This is a genomic window from Proteiniphilum sp. X52, assembly GCF_003712195.1.
Lineage (GTDB): Bacteria > Bacteroidota > Bacteroidia > Bacteroidales > Dysgonomonadaceae > Proteiniphilum.
In genome coordinates this window covers 34,947-59,530 of the sequence record NZ_RDSD01000015.1, presented here as the reverse complement: position 1 = coordinate 59,530, position 24,584 = coordinate 34,947, and the positions used below count along the sequence as shown (strand labels likewise).

12 protein-coding genes and 1 pseudogene are annotated in these 24,584 nt (G+C 43.6%); 11 read left to right on the top strand and 2 right to left on the bottom strand.

Features of this window, described 5'->3' with window-relative positions; all coding sequences use genetic code 11:
- The first annotated feature begins 96 nt into the window (after positions 1–96).
- The 4 genes from D7D25_RS12175 to D7D25_RS12160 all read left to right on the top strand — a co-directional run bounded on the left by D7D25_RS12175 (position 97) and on the right by D7D25_RS12160 (position 5,527).
- Positions 97–1,836, top strand: coding sequence for a tetratricopeptide repeat protein (locus tag D7D25_RS12175; RefSeq protein WP_255417291.1), 1,740 nt, complete (start codon positions 97–99; stop codon positions 1,834–1,836).
- A 29-nt stretch (positions 1,837–1,865) separates the two neighbouring features.
- Positions 1,866–2,684, top strand: coding sequence for a DUF4292 domain-containing protein (locus tag D7D25_RS12170; protein ID WP_221408010.1), 819 nt, complete (start codon positions 1,866–1,868; stop codon positions 2,682–2,684).
- Positions 2,685–2,828: 144 nt separating this feature from the next.
- A complete protein-coding gene (locus tag D7D25_RS12165; protein ID WP_122969225.1) occupies positions 2,829–4,184 on the top strand; it encodes a peptidoglycan DD-metalloendopeptidase family protein in 1,356 nt (451 codons plus the stop codon).
- 62 nt (positions 4,185–4,246) lie between these two features.
- Positions 4,247–5,527, top strand: coding sequence for a nucleoside permease (locus tag D7D25_RS12160; RefSeq protein WP_122969224.1), 1,281 nt, complete (start codon positions 4,247–4,249; stop codon positions 5,525–5,527).
- Positions 5,528–5,571: 44 nt separating this feature from the next.
- Here D7D25_RS12160 and D7D25_RS12155 read toward each other — a convergent pair whose 3' ends face one another.
- Positions 5,572–9,606 carry a two-component regulator propeller domain-containing protein gene (locus D7D25_RS12155; protein WP_122969223.1) on the bottom strand — a complete coding sequence of 1,345 codons (4,035 nt, stop codon included), beginning with the start codon at positions 9,604–9,606 and terminating at the stop codon, positions 5,572–5,574.
- A gap of 309 nt (positions 9,607–9,915) precedes the next feature.
- Between D7D25_RS12155 and D7D25_RS12150 the strand changes: the two genes are divergently transcribed.
- From D7D25_RS12150 to D7D25_RS12120, 7 genes are all read left to right on the top strand, one after another.
- Complete coding sequence (locus D7D25_RS12150) at positions 9,916–10,959, top strand: glycoside hydrolase family 130 protein (protein WP_122969263.1); 1,044 nt, start codon at positions 9,916–9,918, stop codon at positions 10,957–10,959.
- A gap of 3 nt (positions 10,960–10,962) precedes the next feature.
- The gene (locus D7D25_RS12145) at positions 10,963–12,228 is read left to right on the top strand and encodes an MFS transporter (RefSeq protein WP_122969222.1); all 1,266 of its coding nucleotides are present in this window, start codon (positions 10,963–10,965) and stop codon (positions 12,226–12,228) included.
- 229 nt (positions 12,229–12,457) lie between these two features.
- Positions 12,458–14,188, top strand: a complete 1,731-nt coding sequence (locus tag D7D25_RS12140) for a hypothetical protein (protein ID WP_122969221.1) — start codon at positions 12,458–12,460, stop codon at positions 14,186–14,188.
- Positions 14,189–14,205: 17 nt separating this feature from the next.
- Positions 14,206–17,265, top strand: a complete 3,060-nt coding sequence (locus D7D25_RS12135) for a TonB-dependent receptor (RefSeq protein ID WP_255417290.1) — start codon at positions 14,206–14,208, stop codon at positions 17,263–17,265.
- A 21-nt stretch (positions 17,266–17,286) separates the two neighbouring features.
- Positions 17,287–18,771: a RagB/SusD family nutrient uptake outer membrane protein gene (locus D7D25_RS12130; RefSeq protein WP_122969220.1), complete on the top strand. Its 1,485-nt coding sequence runs from the start codon at positions 17,287–17,289 to the stop codon at positions 18,769–18,771.
- Positions 18,772–19,081: 310 nt separating this feature from the next.
- Complete coding sequence (locus D7D25_RS12125) at positions 19,082–22,009, top strand: TonB-dependent receptor (protein ID WP_255417293.1); 2,928 nt, start codon at positions 19,082–19,084, stop codon at positions 22,007–22,009.
- A gap of 33 nt (positions 22,010–22,042) precedes the next feature.
- On the top strand, positions 22,043–23,611 hold the full coding sequence (locus tag D7D25_RS12120; protein ID WP_122969218.1) for a RagB/SusD family nutrient uptake outer membrane protein: 1,569 nt from the start codon (positions 22,043–22,045) through the stop codon (positions 23,609–23,611).
- Between the two features lie 774 nt (positions 23,612–24,385).
- Here D7D25_RS12120 and D7D25_RS12110 read toward each other — a convergent pair.
- Positions 24,386–24,540, bottom strand: a pseudogene (locus D7D25_RS12110) (IS1595 family transposase); the annotation flags it as partial.
- Positions 24,541–24,584 lie beyond the last annotated feature (44 nt).

The following is a 24,584-nucleotide window of genomic DNA, read 5'->3' as shown; positions in this document are numbered from 1 at the left end:
GTTTTGACTATGTTGAGCGTGGAGTTGAAAATCGAGGAGCGAATGCGACTCAAATAGTCTAATTTTATAGAAACAAGAATGTTATATTCAATAACTGTGATAAAAAAAATACTTTTCACTTTTTTTCTGTTTGTGTCGATATCAGCGATATGGCCGGTAAAAATGGTGGTGCGGCAAGAGAAACAGGAACAGGATATCCAGCTCAATGAAGCGGCAAGGCGGAAATTCGACTATTATTTTTACGGGGCCTTGAACGCGAAAGCCCTGGGGAATTACGACCAGGCGATCGATTTGTTTCAACATTGCCATGCGCTGGATTCCACCAATGCCAATGTGTTGGTGGAACTGGGAACATTTTATAACCTGTTGCAGGAGAAAAATAAAGCCCTTGAGTTTTTCCGGCGGTCGGTCACCTATGATCCCGATAACTATTATTATAATATGATGCTGGCCGGTTTAAGCAAGGAGCTTGATCTAAAGCAGGAAGTGATTGATATCTATAGTCATTTGTCGCAATTGTATCCTGGAAAACTCGATGTCCGGTTTGAACTGGCCAATGCTTATGCCGAGGCAGGGGAATTTCAGGAGGCAATCGATACGCTCGACGAATTGGAAAAGAATACCGGAACCAACGAGATGATCGCCCTGAATAAGTTCCGTCTCTATTCAATGATGGATGAGAAAGAACAAGCTTTCAACGAGATCAAGCAGATCATTGAGAAAAATCCCTCCGAGCCGAGATACCTTGTTCTGATGGGAGATCTGTATCTCGAGGATAATCGGAATGAAGAGGCGCTGAGCTATTACGAAAAGGCCAAAGTGATTGATCCCGATTATCCCGCGCTTATCCTTTCCATGGTCAATTATCATGAGAGAACCAATGACAAGCAGGCGGCACAGGCAGAGCTGCAAAAGGCCGTTACAAGCTCGTCGATGGATGTAGAGGTGAAATTGCAGTTGCTCACCCGCTATCTTGGTATTCTGCAACAAAGCCGACAGGATATGAAGCAGGTCAATACTCTCTTTGAGACACTCTTTGAGCAACATCCTAATAATTCCCAGTTAAACATGATTTATGGGAATGTGCTTTTATTGCAGGAGGAGAAAGAGGGAGCGGCAAAACAGTTCGAAATCTACACCGAGGCGAATCCCGAAGATCCCGCGGGATATGAACAACTGCTCCGTATTGCTCTCCCCGACCAGGATCTGGAGAAAATAAAAGAGGTGACCACCGAGGCGTTAAAACATCTGCCGCAGGAAGCCCAATTCTATTTCTATTTAGGGGCGGTTCACTACCAACAGGAAAATCACCGTGAGGCACTGGAAGTTTTCGAGGATGGTTTGGCCAAGGCTACTATGCGAAACCCCATGGTGGAATCCGATTTTCATGGACAGATTGGCGATCTGAATTATTTTCTCGGTAATAAGGAAAAGGCTTTCGAGAGTTATGAAAAGGCATTGCAATTGAATCCGCAGAATCTGCCTGTTTTAAACAATTACAGCTATTATCTGTCATTGGAGAAGAAAGATCTCGATAAAGCGGAACAAATGAGCGGCATCACGGTGAAGGCCGAGCCTGCAAATCCGACTTATCTCGATACATATGGGTGGGTGCTGTATGAGCAAGGCTCTTATATATTGGCTAAGATCTATATAGAACGGGCTATTGAGAACAGTAAAGAGGATGATCTTTCGGCAGAGGTGGTGGAGCATTACGGAGATGTCTTGTCCCGAACCGGGGAGAAAGAGAAGGCATTGGAGCAGTGGAAGAAGGCCAAAGAGTTGGGCGGTGATTCCCCCGCATTGGATAAAAAAATTAAAACCGGAGAGTTGTGATTATGGATATTTCTCGTTATCGACATATTTTGATCATCTGTTTATTATCAGCAGTGGCATTTACCGCATGTAAACCGAAACAGAAGATCGTTTACTCCACCGCCCCGGTGGAGGACAAAGCCTATCATGAGCTTTTCAATGATGTCATTGCCAGGGAGTTCCCCTATCGTACCCTGTCAGCCAGACTCAATATGGGAATGACTTCCGGCACGAAATCATATAGTTCCAGAGCCAACCTGCGGATTGTGAGGGACAAAGCCCTTCAGATCTCCATACAGCCGCTTTTCGGTGTGGAGATGTTCCGGATCCATATTAACCCCGATACGTTGTTTTTACTCGACAGGATGAATAAGCGGTATGTGTTGGAATCGTTCTCCACATTAAAGCAGCTTTATCCTGTTGGATTCGACTATTATACGATGCAATCGCTATTCACAAATGCGCTTTTTGTGTCCGGGAAAGAGGAGATTGATGCAGGTGATTACAGCGCTTTCAGCTATAGTCGCGCCTCAGATCAGAGCTATCGTATGACGGCCAAAGACGCCGACTCGGGGATCGATTATTCATTTACGGTCAACGGGGATGACCGGATCACTTTTGCCCACCTCATGCAGTCGGAGAAAAAACAGGATATGCAGTGGGAATATCATGATTTTACGGTGTTGCATAATGTCACATTCCCGCATAAGATGAGTATTACGCTCTCATCTCTATCACGGAAGATTAATGCCGAGTTGCTCTTTTCCGATATAGTTACGAATGACTCCTTGAAGCTGGAGCTGAATATTCCGTCGAATTATACGAAGACGTCCATCGATGAGATACTCAAAATTCTTTCTCCGAAGTGATTTTAGGGGGAGAGATGGCTCAGACTGGGAGTATGAGAGAGAGGGGAATGGGGAGAAAAGTCAACCGCCCAAGAACCAAAACTCCAGAACTCCTTGACTTCAGGCTTCTTGGTTCTAACTTCTTAGTTCTATATAAATGATCGTATGAAAAAGATTATTCTTGTCTTCCTTGCCCACGCAATCGCCGTTCTGCTGCTGTCCCAAACCCAGCAGATCGAGAATTTGCAACGACAGCAGCAGGCATTGATGGAAGAGATCAGAAATACGAATAAACTTTATGTCGATGTCAAAAAGCAGACCACCACAATCTTGGATCGAATCAACCTTATCAACAACCAGATATCGGCCCGCAAAAAATTGATAGATGTGCAGAACCGGGAGATAGAAGCGTTGCGGAAGGAGGAGGCACGCCTCGAAAGTGAGATATCCCGGCTGGAAAAAGAGTTGAAAAAGAAGCAGGAATATTATGCCGATGCCATGAAAGGGATGCTGAACCGTAAGTTCAGCCAGAACAAACTGCTTTTTATCTTATCAGGTAAATCGGTAGGGGAATCGTTGCGGAGAATGCAATATCTGCGTGAATATTCCAAATGGCAGAAAACACAGGCTGAAGAAATAAAGAAGCAGCATGCTGAAATAAAGGAAAAACAGGAGTTGCTGGCTAAAGCCAAGGTTGACAGAGAAAAGGCATTGGCCTCGTTAGAGGAGGAGCAGAAAAGATTACAGGGAGAAGAGAAAACGCGTCAGTCGGAGATGGCGGCTGTGAAGGGACAAGAGCGGGAATTGCAGAGGACACTTCGGGAAAAACAGCAACGGGCGGACCAGTTAAATGCCCAGATTGCCAGACTTATCGCCGAAGAGGTGGCGCGGCTGGAGCGTGAGGCGGAGGCCAGGAGAAAAGCGGAAGAGGCGGAGCGGCGCAGAAAAGCGGAAGAGAAGCGGGCTGAAGCTCGGCGAAGGGGTGAGAGCCGTGGGGAGACAGGGCGTGAGACCGCCGAGAAAACAGAAGAGCGTGCCTCCTCTGCCGCGCCGGGGCCCAGAATCGAGGCCGGCGGCAGTACCGCATCGGCCGAAACCTTTAACCTCTCGAAGGATTTTGCTGCCAACAGGGGCAAACTGCCTATGCCGGTTACCGGCACAGCAGCCATTGTGGGTAATTTCGGTGCCAAAAAACATAATGAATGGAATGTTACCACCAATAGTAACGGAGTGGATATTCAGGCTGAGAGAGGTGCCAATATCCGTAGCGTATTCGATGGGGAAGTTTCGAAAGTATTCTCCTTCCCCGGCTCCAACACTTGTGTGATTGTGCGTCACGGTGATTACTATACGTTCTATGCCAATATATACGACTTGTTTGTAAAGCAGGGAGACAAAGTGAAAACCGGACAGTCATTAGGACGGATCTTCACTGATCCGGACACAGGTGTCTCGACGATGCATTTCCAGTTGTGGCAAAAGACAAACAAACTCAATCCGGCACCATGGCTTGGCAGGTGATTGACTGAACATCCACTTGATAATAACCGAACAGGAATGAATAATAATTGAAGATAAAACTTATGTCATTGAAAATCAGACTAACTATCATGAATTTCCTCCAGTTTGCCATCTGGGGGGCCTATCTTACTTCCATGTCCCGTTATTTGGGGCCTGCCGGACTGGGATCGCACATCGGTATTTTTTACTCGGTACAGGGGATAGTATCCATTTTTATGCCTGCCATCATGGGGATTGTGGCCGACAGATGGGTGCCCGCACAAAAATTGTTGGGAATAAGCCATCTGGTGGCTGCCTCCTTCATGCTCTCTGCCGGTCTGTATGGATTGTTTAGTGGCACGGAAGTCTCATTCCCCACTATTTTTGGCCTTTATGCATTGAGCGTGGCTTTTTATATGCCCACATTGGCTTTGTCCAATTCGGTAGCTTATACTATTCTTGAAAAGGCTGGAATGGACACGGTAAGGGTTTTCCCGCCCATACGTGTATTTGGCACGATAGGTTTTATCTGCACTATGTGGCTTGTGGATATACTGGGATACCAGACTTCTTCGATGCAGTTTGTGGTGAGTGCCCTATTGGGCTTTATGTTGGGGATTTACGCGTTCACATTGCCCGGTTGCCCTGTGTCAACGGCGACAGGTAGCAAGAGCCTGTTTCAGGCGCTTGGGTTGGATGCCTTCAAACTCTTTAAAATAAGAAAGATGGCAATCTTTTTTATTTTTTCGATGCTGCTGGGTGTCGCCTTGCAAATCACCAACGGATTTGCCAACCCGTTCATCGCCAGTTTTGAAGCTTATCCGGAGTATGCCGGTACTTTTGGGGTAAAGCATTCAAATATATTGATATCCCTTTCCCAGATATCGGAGGCGTGCTGCATCCTGCTGATCCCTTTCTTCCTGAAACGTTATGGTATCAAGAACGTGATGTTGATTGCCATGCTTGCCTGGGTACTGCGCTTCGGGTTCTTCGGATTGGGTAACCCCGGCGGCGGTGTGTGGCTCTTGTTGTTCTCCATGCTGGTATATGGCGTGGCTTTCGATTTCTTCAATGTTTCAGGATCATTGTTTGTTGACAAGGAAACCCCGCACACTATCCGTGCCAGCGCGCAGGGATTGTTTATGTTGATGACCAACGGGATAGGCGCCACCGTGGGGACGTTATGGGCACAGTGGGTGGTGAACCGGTTTTGCTCCTGGACAGACGTGACCGTGGGCTCTACAACCACATCGCTGCTGATTGGCGATTGGCAAAGTGTCTGGTTTATTTTCGCCGGTTATGCCCTTGTGGTTGCCATCCTGTTCGCCATCCTGTTCCGGTATCGTCACGAACGAACAGGGTAATTCGTATGGTGACGATCCATTAGTTTCTTTTGGCAGGGAGATGGCTAACCTGGTTCCCTGTATTCTTTGGGAGTCTTGTTGAATTGTTTGAGAAATTCTCTGTAGAAATAGGTCTTGTTGTTAAAACCGGACGCATAGATGATCTCTTGCACGGTTTTATTTGTGGTCCTCAGTAGTTTTGCTGCATGTGTAAGCCTGACTGACCGAATGAATTCGGTAGGTGTTTTTTTTGTGATTTCCTTAATCTTTCGATAAAGCTGTATCTTGCTGATAGCCGTCTCATTGGCTATGAAATTTATCGTGAGTTCTTCGTTCTCTATGTTGTCATGAATAATTTTTGTAACGCGAAGGATCAAATCTTTATCTTCCTTTTGAATAAGGCTACCCTCATATTGTTCAAGGGTAGAATAGGGAGATTGACTATACTCTTTCCACACATCTTTTTTATGCAGCAGATTTTTTACGATTACTTCCAGATGACGAAAGTTGAAAGGTTTATTTATGTAGGCGTCCGCGCCTACCTCGAACCCTTCAATCTGGCTTTCAATTGAACTTTTTGAGGATAAGAGTATGATTGGGATATGACGGGTGAATTCTTCTGTTTTCATTATTTTCACAAATTCAACCCCATTCATTTCCGACATGATAATATCACTGATAACCAATATTGGCCGTTGCTTATGGACAATCTGTAAAGCCTCCTTCCCGTTGGATGCTTCTACTATGGTATAGTTTGTGCTCAAAAGATCCTTTATCATTGAGCGGATTTCATTATCGTCTTCCACAATCAGGATAAACCCCTCATTCGGAAAATTATCCTTCCCCGATGAACGATCTTTTTCCTCTATGAGATCTCCTTCAACTGATTTGGGAGGAGATAAGAGAGGCATCTCCCCAGATGGAGTGGGTGTGAGTTCTGATTGTGGTATAGAAACCTCAAAAAGGGTAAAGGTGTCTCCGTCGCTTTCTATTCGTATATCTCCGTTTAGCAGGTTTGCAATACTTTTAGATAATGCCAAACCAATACCGTGTCGGGGATAATTCCCGGTAGACGCCTGCTTTTCAAAGCGGTTCAGCACTTCAAACCTGTCGAATAAAGCATTAAAGTATGCTGATTTTATTCCAATACCGGTATTTTTTATTGCGATTGATAACAGATCATTTTCTGCTTTAATATCAATTTGAATCTTTTCTTCCTCCGGGGTGTATTTTACGGCATTTGACAATAAGTTGAAGATGATTTTTTCAAGATTATTTCTATCGGTTACCCATATTATATTTTCATCCGGCAGGAAAGAGATGGAATAATCGATTTTTTTCTGTTCCAGTATCTCGATAAAGCTATCAATTACAAATTGAATTAACTCGGAGATATCAACGGGTTCAATTTTAAGTTTTAAATGTCCGGTTTCGGCTTTTCTGAATTCAACGAGCTGTTCAATCAGGTTCAGCATCCTTTCGGAGTTGGATTTTATTACTCCCAGATATTTTTTAGTATAGCTGTCGATCTCTTTTTCTTTCATTAGTTTCTCGCACGGACCATATATAAGGGTCAAAGAGTTGGAGAATTCGTGTGCTATGTTGGTGAAGAAACGGAGTTTTCCTTGGTGGATTTCTTCTGCTTTTTGTTTTTCCATCTCTTTCATTTTTATATCGTTATTGAGCTTTATACGATATAATACCAGTCTCCTTGTAATTGCTATGAGGCATAAGAGTAGGACAATATAAGAGAAATAGGCTAAATTACTTTTCCACCATGGTGGCGTCATTTCTATAGGCAAACGGAAAAGAGTATCACTCCATATTTTATTCGCATTGCTTACCTTCACTTTAAGTAAATACTTCCCTTTTGGCAAATTCGTGAATACTATCGTATTTGACGCACCTAAATTAACCCATGTATCGTGAAATCCTTCCAACAAATAGGCTATTTCACATTTGGTCGAAGCGAGATAATCCATCGGCACAAACCGGAAACTGAACGATTTGTTTTTGTGGGACAGTGTGAGCACTTCCATATTTTTCTTTCTGACTAAGTAATCGGATAGCTCCATATCAATATTGTCAACAAAAAAAGCATCCAACCAAAGTTCCGGCATATATTCATTTTGAATAATTTTAAGCGGATCGAATTCGTTGAAACCATTGATTCCTCCGAAATAAAAAAGAGAGGAATAAGGACTTTGATAATAAGCTCCGTCGGAAAATTCATTATCCTGTAGTCCATCATTTGCAAAATAGGAGATGATATAATAGGAGTGTTCATCCACTTCATCGGGGATCAACTTTGTCAGTCCGTTATTGGTGCTAATCCATAAATTATTGTTTTTATCTTCCAGAATTCCATGAATGGTATTGTTGGGTATGCCGTTTCTCTCGCTGAAATTATAGATTACAGGTTCTGTCTTATCGTTCCATGACACTTTATTTACCCCCATGCTTGTGCCGACCCATAAGTTGCCTTTATTGTCTTTATGTAAACAGAGCACATCATCACTGCTGGCATTGTTTTCGGAAAATTTGACTACTTCAAAGGTTTCATTGATAATATCAAATTTATTTATTCCACCTCCCCGTGTTCCTATCCATAAGTGAGTGTCATTCTCTTTTATAATCGAATACACGATATTGTTGCTTAATGACGATTCTTTTTCTTTAAAAATAAATTGCTTGTAATCAATGGCACGGTAAGGAGTGGCAGTGAGATCGATTTTTAGTTTGTACATCCCTTGACCGCTTGTTCCTACCCATAAGGTATTATCATTGTCAGGTAAAATGGCATAAATGGATGAGAGGCGCAACTCTGCCGGAATGCTCAAACTGCGGATACTATTCGATTTTTTATCATAATAGTTGATCCCGTCTCCATCTGTTCCGATCCAGTACTCATTTGTAAATCCTTTTACAATCTCAAAAACAGAGTTGCTTAATAATCCATCTTTCACACTGAAATTATTGTTTGGTTGTAATTCTCCGCTTTTCGGATCTCTTCTGAAATTATATATCCCTGCCCCTTTGGTGCCGACCCACAGGGTTTGGTTTTCATCTTCAAAAAAAGCTCTCACAGCGACAGTTCCAAAATTAGGAATATTCTCTGATGAATAAACTTTAAATCTCTCATTGGAAGGGACAATTTTGTAAATTCCCTTCATGTCGGTACCTACCCATATGATATTCTGGGTGATATTATATAATACGCTTAGTACAGGAATATTTTCTATCACAGCCATTATCCCCGTGTGATGGTTGTACCGGTATAAACCTTTATTTGTCCCTATATACGTTGATTCTTCATGAAAAGCAATATCATTGATATAACCTATTTCACTTTGAATAGGGAGAAGTGTGAGCTCGTTTTGTGAATCATGATATGTATATAATTGATAATCGGATGTTTGAAGGAGGATCCGCCCTGATTCACAATGAAAGATATTTTCTATGTCATTCAGTGAAAATTGATTTATGTTGCGCGCAGACAAACGGTTTCCCTGTGCGTCTAATGGGATCGTATATACAGATTTTTCTTTTGTCAATACCCATAAATTATCGTTGTCATCAAAAAGAATTTTCTTTATGTGCAATTTATTATTGAGATCCATAGGGATAAAATCATTCTCCCCGGTATCGAAATAGTATAACCCCTGTTGATATATATAGGCTACGATTTTACCTTGAGAATTTGCGGCAATCAAATAGGAGCGTTCATTGGTTATTTCCCGTCTTAGGGAATCCACAAAAAAATGTTCGAAGACCCTTTCCTTGATATTGAGCCGATTAATTCCGATATCAGTGGCAATCCATAAGAAATCTTTTTTTTCTTCGATAATATCCCTGATAATGTTGTTGCTGATACTTTGGGGATCTCCGGGTACAGGTTTGAAGACCTGGAATTCCTTACTGTTATATAAATTAAGTCCGTCCCATGTTCCAAACCACATGAGCTGATTAGAGTCCTGAAAAATTACATTGATGGAACTATTTGACAGGCCATCTTTATTTGTCAAGGATTGAATGTCAAAATCAAGAGCATACCCCGTTATAGGCAGAATAAGAAATAATATGTGAAAAATATTTTTCATCCGGATGCTTAATATCTATTGAGAACCGTGGATCACAAAATTACATCATTTTATTCTGAAAACCGGTACCAAACAATTTAAATTTGAGCAGTATTGATACCTGGAACGTCCACTATTTCAAATAAAATGGAACATTTTCGTTAAGCAAGAGCAGAACAAATTTATTTGTTTTGCCGAGCACAGAAAATGTCTGATGTAATGGAACATTTTCTATAGTTGAGACATAAGTGTACTATTTTGAAAACCTAGGATACCTTGCTGTGTATTAAATTGACTAATTTTCGCCCTGATTCAAAAAAACTTTATATCATGGACATTGCAAAACGATACGACAAAAATCCGATATTACGACCTTCGGATTTAAAACCGGGAATAGAAGGAATGGAAATAACATGTTTACTCAATCCGGGAGTATTCAGGATGAACGGCAAAACATGGCTGGTGTTACGAGTGGCTGAAAGGCCAAAACAGATTGAGGGAAAAATTAGTTTTCCGGTATATAATAAAGAGGGGCATATAGAGATAATGAGTTTTGATGAGGATGATCCTCAATTAGACGCCTCAGACCCTCGCGTGATACAATATAAGGGGCAGAATTATCTCACCACATTATCCTATTTACGCCTTGTATACAGCGATGACGATCTGCATTTTCGCGAGGATCCGGAATATTCGCCAATCTTCGGTCAGGGGCCCCTGGAGTCGTTTGGTATCGAAGATTGTCGTGTGGCTACTATGGAAGACGGCTTCTTTCTTACCTATACCATGGTATCGCATGTGGCGGTTGGTGTTGGACTGATTGCTACAAAAGATTTCAAGACCTATGAGAGAAAAGGGATGATATTTCCGCCACATAATAAAGATTGTGCCATTTTTGAGGAAAAGATCAATGACAAATTTTATGCGCTGCACCGTCCCAGTAGTCCTGAACTGGGGGGGAATTACATTTGGTTGGCAGAATCTTTCGACCGGATACATTGGGGAAATCACAAATGTATCGCAACTACCCGGGACAATAGTTGGGATTCGGCACGTGTGGGGGCTGGAGCCGCGCCTATTAAGACCAACGAGGGTTGGTTGGAGATATATCATGGAGCCAATGCGGATCACAGGTATTGTTTAGGCGCGCTATTATTGGATTTAAAAGATCCCTCCAAAGTGCTGGCACGGAGTGTGGAAACTATAATGGAGCCTGTGGCCGCATATGAAAAGACCGGGTTCTTTGGCAATGTGGTATTTACGAATGGACACTATGTGGAGGGAGATGTTGTTAAATTATTCTATGGTGCCAGTGATGAGGTTATTTGCAAAGCCGAATTCTCAATTAAGGAAATACTAAATTCTTTGAAATAAAAAATGTCGAAAAACTTATTTAGTGAGTATAGATTCTTCCGTTCTCAACCGTTGAATATAAGAACGCTGCTTATAACAAATATGTTATATGCGCTCATATTGCCCATTATTGAGATTTTTGTGGGAGCATATATTATGCGAAACACCGGTAATCCGTCTTATGTGGCAATCTACCAACTTTGCATGTATGCCGGGGTGTTGGCTACGTCAGTGCTCAACGGGTTGATGATGAATAAGTTCAAAGCTTCTTCCTTGTATGTTTTTGGGATTTTATTGTCGGCTTTGGCCTTAATGGTGATGATGTTTGTGAATTTTACCGGAATTTTGGAGTTGGGTATATCCGGATTTGTCTTGGGAGCGTCCACCGGATTCTTTTGGACTAACCGTTATTTACTTACGCTGAATTCCACAAATGACGAAAACAGGAACTACTTCTTTGGTCTGGAGTCTTTCTTTTTCTCTTTGTGGAGCATTGTCGTGCCCCTTATTGTGGGAGCTTTCTTGGGATCGGTCAGTGGGTTATATTTTCTCGGCAAGGTGTTAGATGTGAATAACGGTTATCAGATTATTACCGTTATCAGCTTGCTCATAGCAATTATTGCAGGGACTGTCTTGTCGAAAGGTGATTTCACTAATCCGGTGCAAAAAAAATTCTTTTACACCCGTTTTCATATTCTCTGGAAGAAGTTATTGACGCTTGCCGGACTCAAAGGGATGGTGCAAGGGTTTTTAGTGACGGCACCGGCTATTCTGGTAATGCGCCTTGTGGGTAATGAGGGTGCTTTAGGGCTGATACAAGGTATTGGAGGTCTGCTTACAGCTATCCTGGTTTATACATTGGGAAGGATTGCTAAGCCCAAGCACAGGATGGCAATATTCGGATTCGGATTGCTGGTCTTTTTTCTGGGGACATTGTTTAACGCTTTTCTCTTTTCGGCGATAGGGGTTATTGTGTTTGTACTCTGTAAAGTGCTGTTTCAACCCCTTCACGATTTAGCGTATTTTCCTACCATGATGAAAACTATTGATGCGGTAAAAGCGATTGAGAAGAGAAGTGAATATACCTATATCCTTAGTCATGAGATTGGTTTGTTTTTTGGCCGCGCTTTCGGAATGGGGTTATTCATATCGCTTGCTTACGTGGTGTCGGAAGATTTTGCCCTCAGATATGCGTTGCTGATTGTTGGCGCTATTCAACTGTTCTCATTACCTCTTGCAAAGAATATCATCAATGATATTGATGTGAAGTATGACAATTCAACAGTATAAAACACTCATCAGATACAAGAAGTGATTGTAATGTGACAAACAACGTTCAACGGAACGAAGTGTAGTTAATGAGAATAATGTGAATAATATGCCAATGAAATTGAATGATACAATGATTTAATAATTCAATGAGCACATCGGCACTACACGTCCCGATTTATCGGGATAAACAAATTAGCACATTCGTTTAGTCTTGATTCTTGGCTCTTGAGTCTAATTTTTTGATCGTATGAAGTTTATAGCTGATTTATTCCTGTTTGCATGCTTGTTTTCTCTGTTCTCATGTGCGACAGAACCTGCTAATTATGGTAATCCTGTTGCTCAAACCAACATACACAGAGTGGAACTTATGCCCAATATGCCGCAACCTTACAGTTTTCTGGATTGGAAAAAGAAAGCGCGGCAGTTTGATGAGTATGTTTTTGATTTCAATTCGAAGTTACCCGCCGGACCGATGATCTGGCTGGATAATAACCGGCGTAATTTACCACAACAGACATTCGGGCTTTTTACCGCGGTGAATGATGTGCGTCAGGGAGCTGAGGTGAACAATGGCGAATTTCACGAAAGTCTGACCTCTCTGTCAGCCTTGCTGGGTGCCGGTTTAATAGGAATCGACAAAACCAATCAAAACGGGTATAATTTCGTGAAGATGATTCAAAACTATTTTAATAGGGACAACGGATGGAACATCATGATGAACAATACAACCTCTGAAGTAGGTCATTTGGGAGGAGGTTATGGTCGGGATTGGTGGTATGATGTACTTCCGAATGTGCTATTTTATAATGTTTGTGATGTTTTTCCGGGTGTCGAAAACGCCGAGTTTATCCAAAGGATAATCGCAGAGCAATTTTATAAAGCCGACTCGCTCTTGGACGGTAATTATGATTATTCGTACTTCGATTATGGCCAAATGAAAGGTATGGTAAACCATATTCCTTTACAACAAGATGCGGCCGGAGGACATGGATATGTGCTGTATGCAGCCTATAAAAAATTTGGAGATCCGCGTTATCTGACCCGCGCGAAATCGGCAATTGAAGCGTTGAATAACCAAAGGGAAAGCCGTTTTTATGAAGTCCTGTTGCCGATTGGAATTTATACCGCCGCCCGATTAAATGCCGAAGAAGGAATGAACTTTGATGTGCGGAAAATGCTTGATTGGGTTTTTGAAGGGACAAAAAGCAGGACAGGACGTACAGGATGGGGGATTATTGCTGATAAATGGGGTGAATATGATGTAAGCGGCCTACAGGGAAGTATTACAGATGGAGGTGGGTATGCTTTCCTGATGAATGGTATATTGACCGCAATGCCATTTGTGCCAATGGTGAAATATGAACCTCAATTTGCAAGGTCTGTCGGTAAATGGATGTTGAACAATGTGAATGCTTCCCGTTTTTTCTATCCCGATGAAATTCCTGATGAAAACCAATGGCTTCCCGGAATGCGGGGCTATACCAATGCTATCATTGCTTACGAAGGGTTACGCTTGAAAGATGATATGAACAATCCTCGGTTGGAGGGCGTGCATCCTGTTGCTATTGGGGATGGCCCTAAGTGGCATAAAGACAATCCCAAAGAATCTATGTTCAGCCTCTACAGCACAGCACCGGTTGGGGTATTTGGCGCCATGGTAGAAAAAACCAATGTCGAGAGAATACTCAAACTCGATTGTAATATAACCGATTTTTACTCGGATAGGAGTTACCCTACCTTCTTGATTTATAATCCCTATGAAGAGGATAAAAAAGTAGCATACACGCCTGAAAAAGATGGAGTAGATCTCTTTGATACTATTTCAAAGACCTATTTGGCCCGGTCGGTAACCGGTACTGTGGAAATAGGCATACCGGCCGATTACAGCTGTTTGGTTGTAGAGTTGCCGTCGGGTGTGGAAGTGGAAAAAGAGGATGGAAAGCTTTTGGTAAATAAGAAAATCATATCGTATGAATAACTTAACTTTTTAAAGACATGAAGAAAACGTTATTTTTTGTATTAATGGTCTGTTTTGTTTTAGGAGCACAAGCGCAGACAACTATCCAAGTCAGTGGTACCGTCAGAGACGCCCTTACCAATGAAGAGTTGATCGGAGTAACTGTCCTTGCGGTGGAAACGGGTGCCGGGACTGTAACTGACATAGATGGGAATTTTGAACTGTCTGTCCCGGTAAATAGTACCCTTAGAGTGTCATACGTGGGATATTCTGTTCAGGAGATAGTTGTGGCCGGTCAAACGGTGTTGGAGATAAATCTTCAGCCTGAAACACAATTGATGGATGAGTTGGTGGTGGTCGGCTATTCGGCGCAAAAGAAATCGACCCTGACCGGAGCTGTGGCTCCGGTGAATGTGGATGATATGGAACGACGCCGGGTCGCGGACCTGAGACAAGCACTTCAGGGCCAGGTGGCAGGTGTTCAGGTCACCCAGAGCACTGGTGCTCCGGGTGATGAGATAAATATCAGAATCAGGGGCGAAGGCACAATCGGGAACAATAACCCGCTGTATGTTGTGGATGGAGTTCCTACCCGGGAATTGGCTTTTCTCAACCCTTCCGATATCGAATCTATGACAGTCTTGAAAGATGCCTCTGCGGCTGCTATTTATGGTTCGAGAGCTTCTGCCGGTGTTATTGTCATCACCACCAAGAGGGGGACTGCGGGAAAGACTGGTTTTGAGATAAATTATTATGGCGGGATACAGCATGCTGCTAATCTTCCCAAGATGCTTAATTCGGAACAGTATATCAATGTTGTGGAAAAAGCCTGGAACAATGCGGGTTATACGGGTGCTAACCCTTATACAGCTGATAAAGGACGTGGCGATTTTGCCAATACAAACTGGTTGAATGAACTTTTTGAACCAGGCTATTCACAGAATATTCAAATAACCGCCAGTGGTGGGAACGACAAATTGCACTATTTGCTTTCGGCTGGGTATACTGGTCAGGACGGTATTGTGGTGTATGATAACGATAAGTATAAGCGATTCAATTTTCGTACAAATATCAGTTCCCGGTTGACTGAAAGAATAAGACTGGGAACCAATATGCAACTCTCTTACGCCATCCAGGATAAACTCTCGTCAAAAGGTGATGCACCCGGAATCATAAGACATGCACTTTTGCGTCCACCGGTTATTCCTGTATATAAGTCGCCTGATGATCCCACCTATTCTGAAAGGGATCCTTTTACTGACCTTCCCTTTTATGTGCATAATAACAGAGACGCGGGAGGATTTGAAAGCGACAAATACGAATGGACGCAAAACCCCATTGCCTTGGCTTATTTCACGGACGACACCCGCTCGCATTTCAAAACATTCGGTAACCTTTTCGCGGAAGTCTCTTTTTTGCCCGAAAAAGAATTGACTCTCAGAACCAATGTAGGTGTTGATTTGAACTTCAGGCATGAAAAGGCATTTTTTGCCAATTTCGGAGATGACGATGGCAGCGGCAGCCAAATAGACCGTGGTTTGGGGCGCCAAAACAGGCCCAATGGATTGGACGAAAGTAGAGGGGAAGAATTTACATTTACCTGGAACAACACGTTAAGTTATGACAAAATGTTCAATGGGCATTCCTTGAATGCTTTGATAGGAAGTGAATTTATAACTAATTACGAATCGGGGATCAATGCCTCAAGAAGAAGGTATGAATATGATACCGAGAAGTTCAGGTATATCGACTTTGGCAGCACGGAGCAGGATCTGTGGAATGGAGGTGCCGGCTCGGAATGGGCGTTGATGTCTTACTTCGCTTCGCTGACTTATGTTTACGACATGAGGTATATGCTTACTGCTAATTTCAGGGCAGATGCATCTTCCCGTTTTGCTAAGAATAATCAATGGGGATATTTCCCTTCCTTGTCTGCCGGATGGAAGTTATCTGAAGAGCAGTTTTTGAAAAAACATGACTGGCTTTCAGATCTTAAGGTAAGAGGGAGTATCGGACAATTGGGGAATCAGGAAATTGACAATTATGCCTATCTCACATTAATCAGAAAAGATGGAGACAAATATCTGATATCGAGATATGGGAATCCTGACCTGAAATGGGAGACAACCACTCAATACAACCTGGGAGTCGATGCCGGTTTCTTCAGGAACAGATTGTATTTTACCGCAGATTACTTCCTAAAACGGACAACCGATATTCTTCTGCCAATAGGGCTTCCAAGCATAGTAGGTGATGTGGATCCTACTATTGTGAATGCAGGCGAGGTCAGCAACCGCGGCTGGGAATTGGGTGTTACATTGCGGAATTCTGAAAGGGCATTCAAATACAATATCAACGCCAATATTACAACCGTAAAGAACCGAGTGGAAAAACTTCATCCGAACCTGCCCAGTTTGATCGGTACGGTGACAAGGACAGAATCCGGTCAACCACTTAACGCCTATTATGGTTATGTTTTTGATGGAATTTATCAGAATGACAATGAAATCAGGACCCATCTCCACGGAACGGCTAATCCGATATCGGTTCCGGGAGACATACGATTCAAGGATCTGAATGGAGATGGAAAGATCGACGACAACGACAGGGATTTCATAGGAGACCCTAACCCGGGGTTATTGTATGGATTGAATCTTTCCGGGTCATATAAAAATTTTGACATGGCTCTACTCTTCCAAGGTGTGGGTGATGTGGACAGGTATAACGATGCCAAGAAAATTGTCGATTATGATACGCGGCCATTCAACTACACCACAAATATCCTGAATGCCTGGGATGGAGAAGGTTCCACCAATACTATTCCACGAGTGAGCTTTACTGATAATGGAAGTAGTAAAGTGTCCAGTATATTTGTTGAAAATGCCTCTTATCTGAGGTTGAAAAATGTTGAAATCGGCTATTCCTTTAATGATCTAAAAAGAATTGGCCTACAAAACATAAGGATCTATTTGTCAGGGCAAAACCTTTTTACATGGACAAAGTATACCGGTCTTGATCCTGAATCTACCGATTTAATTGATATGGGGACTTATCCTCAGTCAAGGACTTATATCCTGGGAGTTAATCTTTCTTTTTAAACAACTTAAATCTTTTGAATAATGAAATCTTATAAGAATCTGTTATTATTGATAATCGGTATATTGCCTTTGTCCGGATGTGAAGGGTATTTGTCGAAAGACCCCATAGGATTGTTGACACCCGATCAGGTTGACCTTGAACCGGCGGCTACCACAGTACGATATGCCGTAAGCTCGTCTTATCAACTACTATCGAACACGTTGAATATTATTGGAGATTGGGCGTGGAGTGACGGAACAGTGACCCGAGGAGATTTTATCCTTCAGGATATTGCTTCGGATGATATGCAGAAGAAATGGAATCCCGATGGTGATCAGGCGTGGATGGATGAGTTTGATAATTTTAGTTTTATTGCTTCAAACGGAGGTTTCAATGGTCTGTGGACATATAATTACGAAGGGATTTCAAGGGTAAATACTGCCATTGACTATTTAACCAATGAGGAGATGATGGCTAAGCTCAATTTCGATAGAAGTGAGCAAAACAGACTTTTGGGAGAAGTATACTTTCTTAGGGCATTTTATTACTTTGATCTGGTGACAAATTTCGGTGGAGTTCCTTTATTGTTGAAGCCGCTCACATCTTTCAATGAAGCCTATGAGGTGGCAGTAAGAGCAACAGCCCAGGAGGTCTGGCTACAGATTGATGGGGATTTAAGTAACGCGAAAAATTTATTGCCCGATGGTAAATATTCTAACCCACAAGAAAAATGGCGCGTGTCAAAAGGAGCGGTTATAGCGCTTCAAGCAAAAGTCGCCCTGTTCAATGAAAGATGGCAGGAAGTCGTTACATTGGTGAATGAACTTGAAAATACGCGCTACTACAGTTTAAATGACAATTATTTCGACAGCTTCGATGTAAATAAACAATTTCAAGAGCAGGAGGTGATTTTTTGCTATAACCACGAACCGTTACAAACGCCTCGGAACGGGAACGGCTTGTGCGCTTTATTGGGATGGGGCTTTGTAGCCCCTGAGGCATCATTTATCGAGGCGTTTGAAGAAAACGATCCAAGATTGCTTTATACAGTCGATGTTGATTCAAGAAACGTGAATAAAATTGCAGGAACGTTGAATGGAGAGTTCAAAGGCGATGATGATGCTCCGGGCAACAAGATTTATATTCGTTACGCCGATGTCCTTCTCTGGAAATCGGAAGCATTGCTGAAAACTGGTAATGCCCCAGACGCAATCGAGATAATCAATCAGGTTCGTCAACGGGCCAGGAATTCAATATCTATTGATGGAACTACTCCCCCGGCCGGAACATTACCTGATAGAAACGTCAATGAGTCGAATATGGCTGTCGTCTCGAGTTGGTTGATACATGAAAGAAGGGTTGAATTAGGATTTGAATCTCATCGGTTCCGAGATCTCAAACGATGGGGGATTGCCGAGGAGGTGTTGGCTAGCCGGGGATTTCAAAAAATTAATTATCTGTATCCTATTCCTCAGGGAGAAATCGACAAATCAGGTGGAAGTATAGTCCAGAATGATGGGTATTAAGGAATAGGTGTGCCATAAAGCCATTGATTTTTGGTTGATTGTTTTGATTTTATGTTAATTCTTGCTTGCAACCAGCCGATTGTCAATTAGTTGGTAAATATTTACAAAGGCATTGATAGGGCTAGGGAGTTGTTTTTTTACAATGTTAATATATGGGATAGTGCGAATTTTATGGTGTTTTGTTTGTTCAGGTCAATAATTCTCGCTATTTTTCGCTTTATTAGAAAATAGATCCGTTCATTAAGATGTTACATAATACTAAAATCTGAAAAAACGTATGAAAAAAGAAATGCTAAATCTGCTGAAAGGGATGATGCCCATACTCATATGGGCAATATCATTGAATCTGTTTGCACAGAATCTTACTGTGAGCGGCACGGTAAAAGACGCCGGGGGTGAGTTGCTTACCGGTGTGACGGTGCGGGTACAGGGTACTTCTACCGGCACCGTCACCGATGCGGATGGGCGTTTTGTGCTCCAGAATGTCCCCTCTTCGGCTTCATTAGAGATATCTTACGTCGGAATGCAAACGGTAATTATACCGGTTGATGGGCGTGCCGCTTTTGATATTGTGCTTGAGGAAGATGCCGAGTTGCTTCAGGAAGTGGTGGTCGTCGGTTACGGTACGCAGACACGCCGCGAAATCACCGGTTCCATTGCCAATGTATCGGAAGAGCACTTCAACAAAGGTATCAACCGTGATGCTTCCGACTTGTTACAGGGGAAAGTGGCCGGATTGATCATCACTTCAGGTTCGGGCGACGTGACACGCAGTTCGCAGATACGCCTGCGCGGAACCTCCACCTTGCAGAACGACCAGGGACCGATGATCGTGATCGACGGCATACCCGGCGGAGACATGTCCACCGTATCTCCTTCCGACATCGAGTCGATCTCGGTGCTCAAAGACGCTTCATCGGCAGCTATTTACGGTTCGCGCGCCGCGGGAGGGGTCATTCTCATCACCACCAAGCGCGGATCGGGTGCCAAGAATCTGATGCAGTACGACGGCTACGTGTCGATGGATGTTGTTGCCAATAAACCCGACATGATGAACGCGGCCCAATGGCGTGCCACTAACAGGGAACTGAATAACGATATCAGCAAGTACGATTCATACAGGGCCGATACCGATTGGTTCGGGGAAATGCTTCGTACGGGAATATCCACCAACCATTCCCTTTCTTTGTCGGGTGGAGGTTCCAAACACAATTACCGCGCTTCATATACTTATCTTGACCGGACCGGTATCGCTCGCGACAATGATATGAAACGCCATTCATTCCGTTTCCAGTTACAGCAACGCGCCATTGATGACCGGTTGCGTGTGGGCCTTACCGGGTCGGGCAATTTGTCGGATTTGCGCTTTCCTTTTGCCGATGATTTCATTCTGGCTTATAACATGCCGCCGGTTTTTCCGGTCTATAACGAGGACGGCTCCTATTTTACCGGAGCCAACAACAATTACGATCAGGGAAACCCCGTGCAAAACCAAGATCAGAATTACCGCAAGGCGAGTAACAACTATTTTTACGGAGCGGGAGATCTCCAGTTCGATATTGCCGAAGGCCTCAATGTAAAGGCATCACTCTACAAAAGCCGTTTCAGTAATGACTACAGCGAATGGCAGGATTCCCGCAACTCGCGCGGACAAGGTAATAACGGCCTTGCTGTCCGACAGGCGCGCAAATGGGATCGTGAGCTGATGGAGTGGACTGCGAATTATCAATCAAATTTCGGCGGTAACGGTTCCCATAAGCTCGATGCTATTATGGGTTATTCCTGGGAAAACAACATCTTCTCGAGCCAGCGCTCCCAAGCGACCGACTTTATCGTCAATTCCATGGGAGCCGACAATATCCAGTCGGGGAACTCTTTGAAAATAGGAGAGGTCACTTCCAGTAAAAATGGCTACAAACTGATCTCGTTTTTCGGGCGCGCGCATTACAGCTATCAGGACCGTTATATGGTGACCGCCACGGTCCGCAGGGACGGGTCATCCAAATTCGGGCAAAACCATAAATGGGGGACATTCCCTTCGGCATCGGCCGCCTGGGGCATTTCACAGGAGTCGTTTATGAAAGATGTCAGCTGGGTGAACGACCTGAAGTTCCGGGTCGGATACGGAGTGACGGGTAACCAGGACGGGTTGCAGCCCTATAAATCCCTCGAACTCTATTCGGCCGCCGGAACCTATTATAGTGACGGTACCCAACTGGTGGCTTATAAGATATCGCAGAATGCCAATCCCGACCTCAAGTGGGAGTCCACCGCCATGTTGAATGTGGGTCTCGACTTCTCGCTGTTCAACAACCGCCTTAGCGGTACCATTGAATGGTACGACAAGCAGACATCCGACATGTTGTATACTTATAATGTTTCCACGCCTACCTATGTTTACAATCAAATACAAGCCAACGTGGGAGATATGAGTAATAAGGGAATCGAACTGCTGCTGAACATCGATGTGGTGAAAAACAGGAGATTTACCTATACGACTTCCGTCAACCTCGCACACAATAAAAATAAAGTCACCAGACTTTCCAACGAATTGTATTCGACCGGGCGCATCTATACGGGCGACCCGTGGATACGAGGTGCATCGGGCGTTACCTCGCATGTGGTGGAGGTGGGTTATCCCATCGGACAATTCTATATGCTGAAATGTACCGGTCTGACCCAAGACGGGAAGTATATTATCGAAGATATAAGTGGCGACGGGCAAATTACCGATGACGACCGCACCTATGTGGGTGATTCGCAACCCGACCTGACCTTCGGCTGGAATAATGCGTTCACCTGGAAAAACTGGGATGCCAGTATTTTCTTCAGGGGTACCGTCGGAAACAAAGTACTGAATAACCCCCGTGCGGCGTATGGAAACAACACCTATATAAGCGGAGCCAACGCCTTGAACGACGAATTGGTAACCACCTTAAGTGAGAATTCGCGTGTGACGTCTTTCTATCTGGAGGATGCGTCACACATACGGCTTGATAACATGGCTGTCGGATACTCCTTCAATACTCAATCCATTGGCTGGCTCGAAAAAGCACGCGTTTACCTGGCCGGACAAAACCTGTTTGTCATTACCGGTTACAAAGGGCTCGACCCTGAAGTGGAGCTCTTCCGCGGCGAACCCACCGACAGCGGTGCCGGCCTTTCGCCCGGCATTGAGCCGCGCAACTATATGCCCAAAGCGCGTTCTTTCACCTTTGGGGTGAATCTGACTTTTTAATATCCACCATTTATGATCCTAAAACATGAAATTATGAACAAAAAGACAACCATATTATCCCTCCTCTCGGGCATCTTGCTGCTGATATCTTCATTTGCCTGCACGAACCTCGACGAAGTGGTGTACGACCAGCTTGCCGGTGATTTTCCGAAAACCGAACAACAACTCAACGCCATTATCGGCGATGTGTATAATTCGTTGAGAACCTATTGGCCAAGCAATTATCTCTATTTGTCGGAATGTGCCGGATCGATGGCTGTTACGCCTACCCGCCTCGGCGGCGATTGGTACGATGGCGGGCAATACCGCGAACTGTTCATGCATACCTGGACGGCGCAAACCAGCCAGGTCAAGACCGGATGGAGTAATGCCGCCAACAGCATCGGAAAGTGCAATGCCACTATTTACATTATCGAGCACACCGATGTGATTTCTGATGACCTGAAAAAAGTTAAGATGGCGGAAGTCCGGGGTGTAAGGGCTTTCTGGTATTATACCTGGATCGATTATTTCGGAAATGTCCCGTTGGTTACCGACTATTCTCCCATCGACAAGGTGTTGCCCGCGAACCAGTCCCGACAGGTGGTCTTCGACTGGCTCATAAGCGAGTTGAAAGAGATTGCCACCGACTGTCCCGATGCTTCTTCTTATGCGAGATTCACGAAAGGCGCCGCATACACATTGCTGGCCAAGTTACTGCTCAACGCCGAAGCCTGGAAGGTTACTTACGCCGGCGATGCCTATAAGGAAGTGATAGATTATTGCGATCTGGTGCTGGGAATGGACTATATCCTCGAACCGGTGTGGAAGGATAATTTTTCGTTGACCAACCACAACTCGCGCGAAGCAATTTTCGCCGTGGCTTTCTCGAAAACCGATACCGAAAACCAGAACCAAATGATGAACCGCACGTTGCATTATAAAGACCAGTTGTCGCTGGGCGGCAGTTTTTCCTCCTGGAACGGCATTTGTGCCCAACCCGAATATGTGGAGCTTTTTGATCCCGAAGATCCCCGTTACGAAGGTTCGTTCCTGATCGGGAAGCAATATGACCGGACTACCGGCGAGATCATCATCACCGACCATGGATATGAGTTGGATCATACCGTGGCTGTCACCATGATTCCCGGCACCGAATACGACGGCACACCCTGGGGAGCCGTGAACCAGCACGACGGCGCGCGCTGCCTTAAGTGGCCCTATGCGTCGGATCTGGTGAACGCGATGGAAAACGATTTCCATATCTTCCGCCTGGCCGATGTCTATCTGATGAAAGCCGAAGCGTTGTTGCGCTCCGGGGGGAGCGCCACCGATGCCGCGCAATGGGTGAACGATGTGCGCCAACGCAGCTACGGTAACGCGGCGCACAACTATGAAACGGTGGGACTTGCGGAGGTTCTTTTGGAGAGAAGACTCGAACTGGCATGGGAAGGATGGTCGAGGCAGGATGATATCCGTTTCGGTGAATTTGAACGGACCATGTGGAAGGCTTCCAATTGTGAGCGGGCTACGGGTGAGCACCTCAAACTCTATCCCATCTCGCAGGATGCATGGCAGGTCAATCCGAACTTGGTGCAGAACCCCGGGTACCCGTCGTTTTGACGCAGGTAAGAGGGTTTTGCTGCGGCGAACCTTTTGGCTGATAAGTGAAATTCCCCACCAGGGAATGGAATAAAATAAAAAAACAGGAGGAAATCTTATCGGTTTTCCTCCTGTTTTTTATGTCCGCCCGGTATGGGTATATTCTAACGGCTGCAAGTTCCACATCCCAAGGAACAAACTTATTCCAATTGATAGAAAAAAGCGAGCCATTGAGGTTTATAATAAGGGAAAATGACGGGTTCTTTTCTCCCAGAAAATACATCTCTATCAATGTTTCATGAAATCATCAATCCAAAATTTATGTTCTAATTTTTCTTTTTTTATATTTGCCCGCTTCCTTAATTGTTTGGTTGGTGTAAGACATGTGACAATAAGTACTTGTCCAGAGTTCAAATATATCTTGTAATAATAATTAATTGTTAATCTGATTAAAGGAAAACACACATTTATTTTATTAATATCGTTTATTTTGAAAACGACATAATTTTTAGTGCTCAGTTTATATATGATTGTATCTGAATTTTCTTTACTGTAAATAGATATGCTTTTGTCATTTTAAAAAAAATAAATAAGAAAAAACAAAGGATAAGCGGCCAATATTAAACAAAGAAAAGATAATAATATTAGTATGAAGATACTATTATTCTCGTTTTCTAATCCTATGCGTAATAAGAGAACTGCCAAAACCGTAAAAAAAACAACGTGCAGTATATTGATAAAAAAATAAAGAACACATTTCACAAAAGATAGTTTAATTATCATAATATTTAATGATTATCCGCATTTATACCAAAACTCATTTCTATAGCTTACACAGGCTACCAGCAATCTTCCAAAGAGAACTTCTCCAAAATATCTGCGATTAAATTTGTACAGAATTCATCCAGGTAATTTTGTAAGAATTCGGGCTTGATGTCATGGAACGTATTTCAGCTAATCAAACTAAACTCCTATATTTTCTCGAAATTTTTCA

What these genes read in the sequence shown, in the direction of transcription:
- D7D25_RS12160 (WP_122969224.1), top strand. Translation starts at nt 4,247, where the DNA reads ATGTCATTGAAAATCAGACTAACTATCATGAATTTCCTCCAGTTTGCC.
- D7D25_RS12130 (WP_122969220.1), top strand. Translation starts at nt 17,287, where the DNA reads ATGAAATCTTATAAGAATCTGTTATTATTGATAATCGGTATATTGCCT.
- D7D25_RS12120 (WP_122969218.1), top strand. Translation starts at nt 22,043, where the DNA reads ATGAACAAAAAGACAACCATATTATCCCTCCTCTCGGGCATCTTGCTG.
- D7D25_RS12135 (WP_255417290.1), top strand. Translation starts at nt 14,206, where the DNA reads ATGAAGAAAACGTTATTTTTTGTATTAATGGTCTGTTTTGTTTTAGGA.
- D7D25_RS12155 (WP_122969223.1), bottom strand. Translation starts at nt 9,606, where the DNA reads ATGAAAAATATTTTTCACATATTATTTCTTATTCTGCCTATAACGGGG.
- D7D25_RS12165 (WP_122969225.1), top strand. Translation starts at nt 2,829, where the DNA reads ATGAAAAAGATTATTCTTGTCTTCCTTGCCCACGCAATCGCCGTTCTG.
- D7D25_RS12140 (WP_122969221.1), top strand. Translation starts at nt 12,458, where the DNA reads ATGAAGTTTATAGCTGATTTATTCCTGTTTGCATGCTTGTTTTCTCTG.
- D7D25_RS12125 (WP_255417293.1), top strand. Translation starts at nt 19,082, where the DNA reads ATGATGCCCATACTCATATGGGCAATATCATTGAATCTGTTTGCACAG.
- D7D25_RS12150 (WP_122969263.1), top strand. Translation starts at nt 9,916, where the DNA reads ATGGACATTGCAAAACGATACGACAAAAATCCGATATTACGACCTTCG.
- D7D25_RS12145 (WP_122969222.1), top strand. Translation starts at nt 10,963, where the DNA reads ATGTCGAAAAACTTATTTAGTGAGTATAGATTCTTCCGTTCTCAACCG.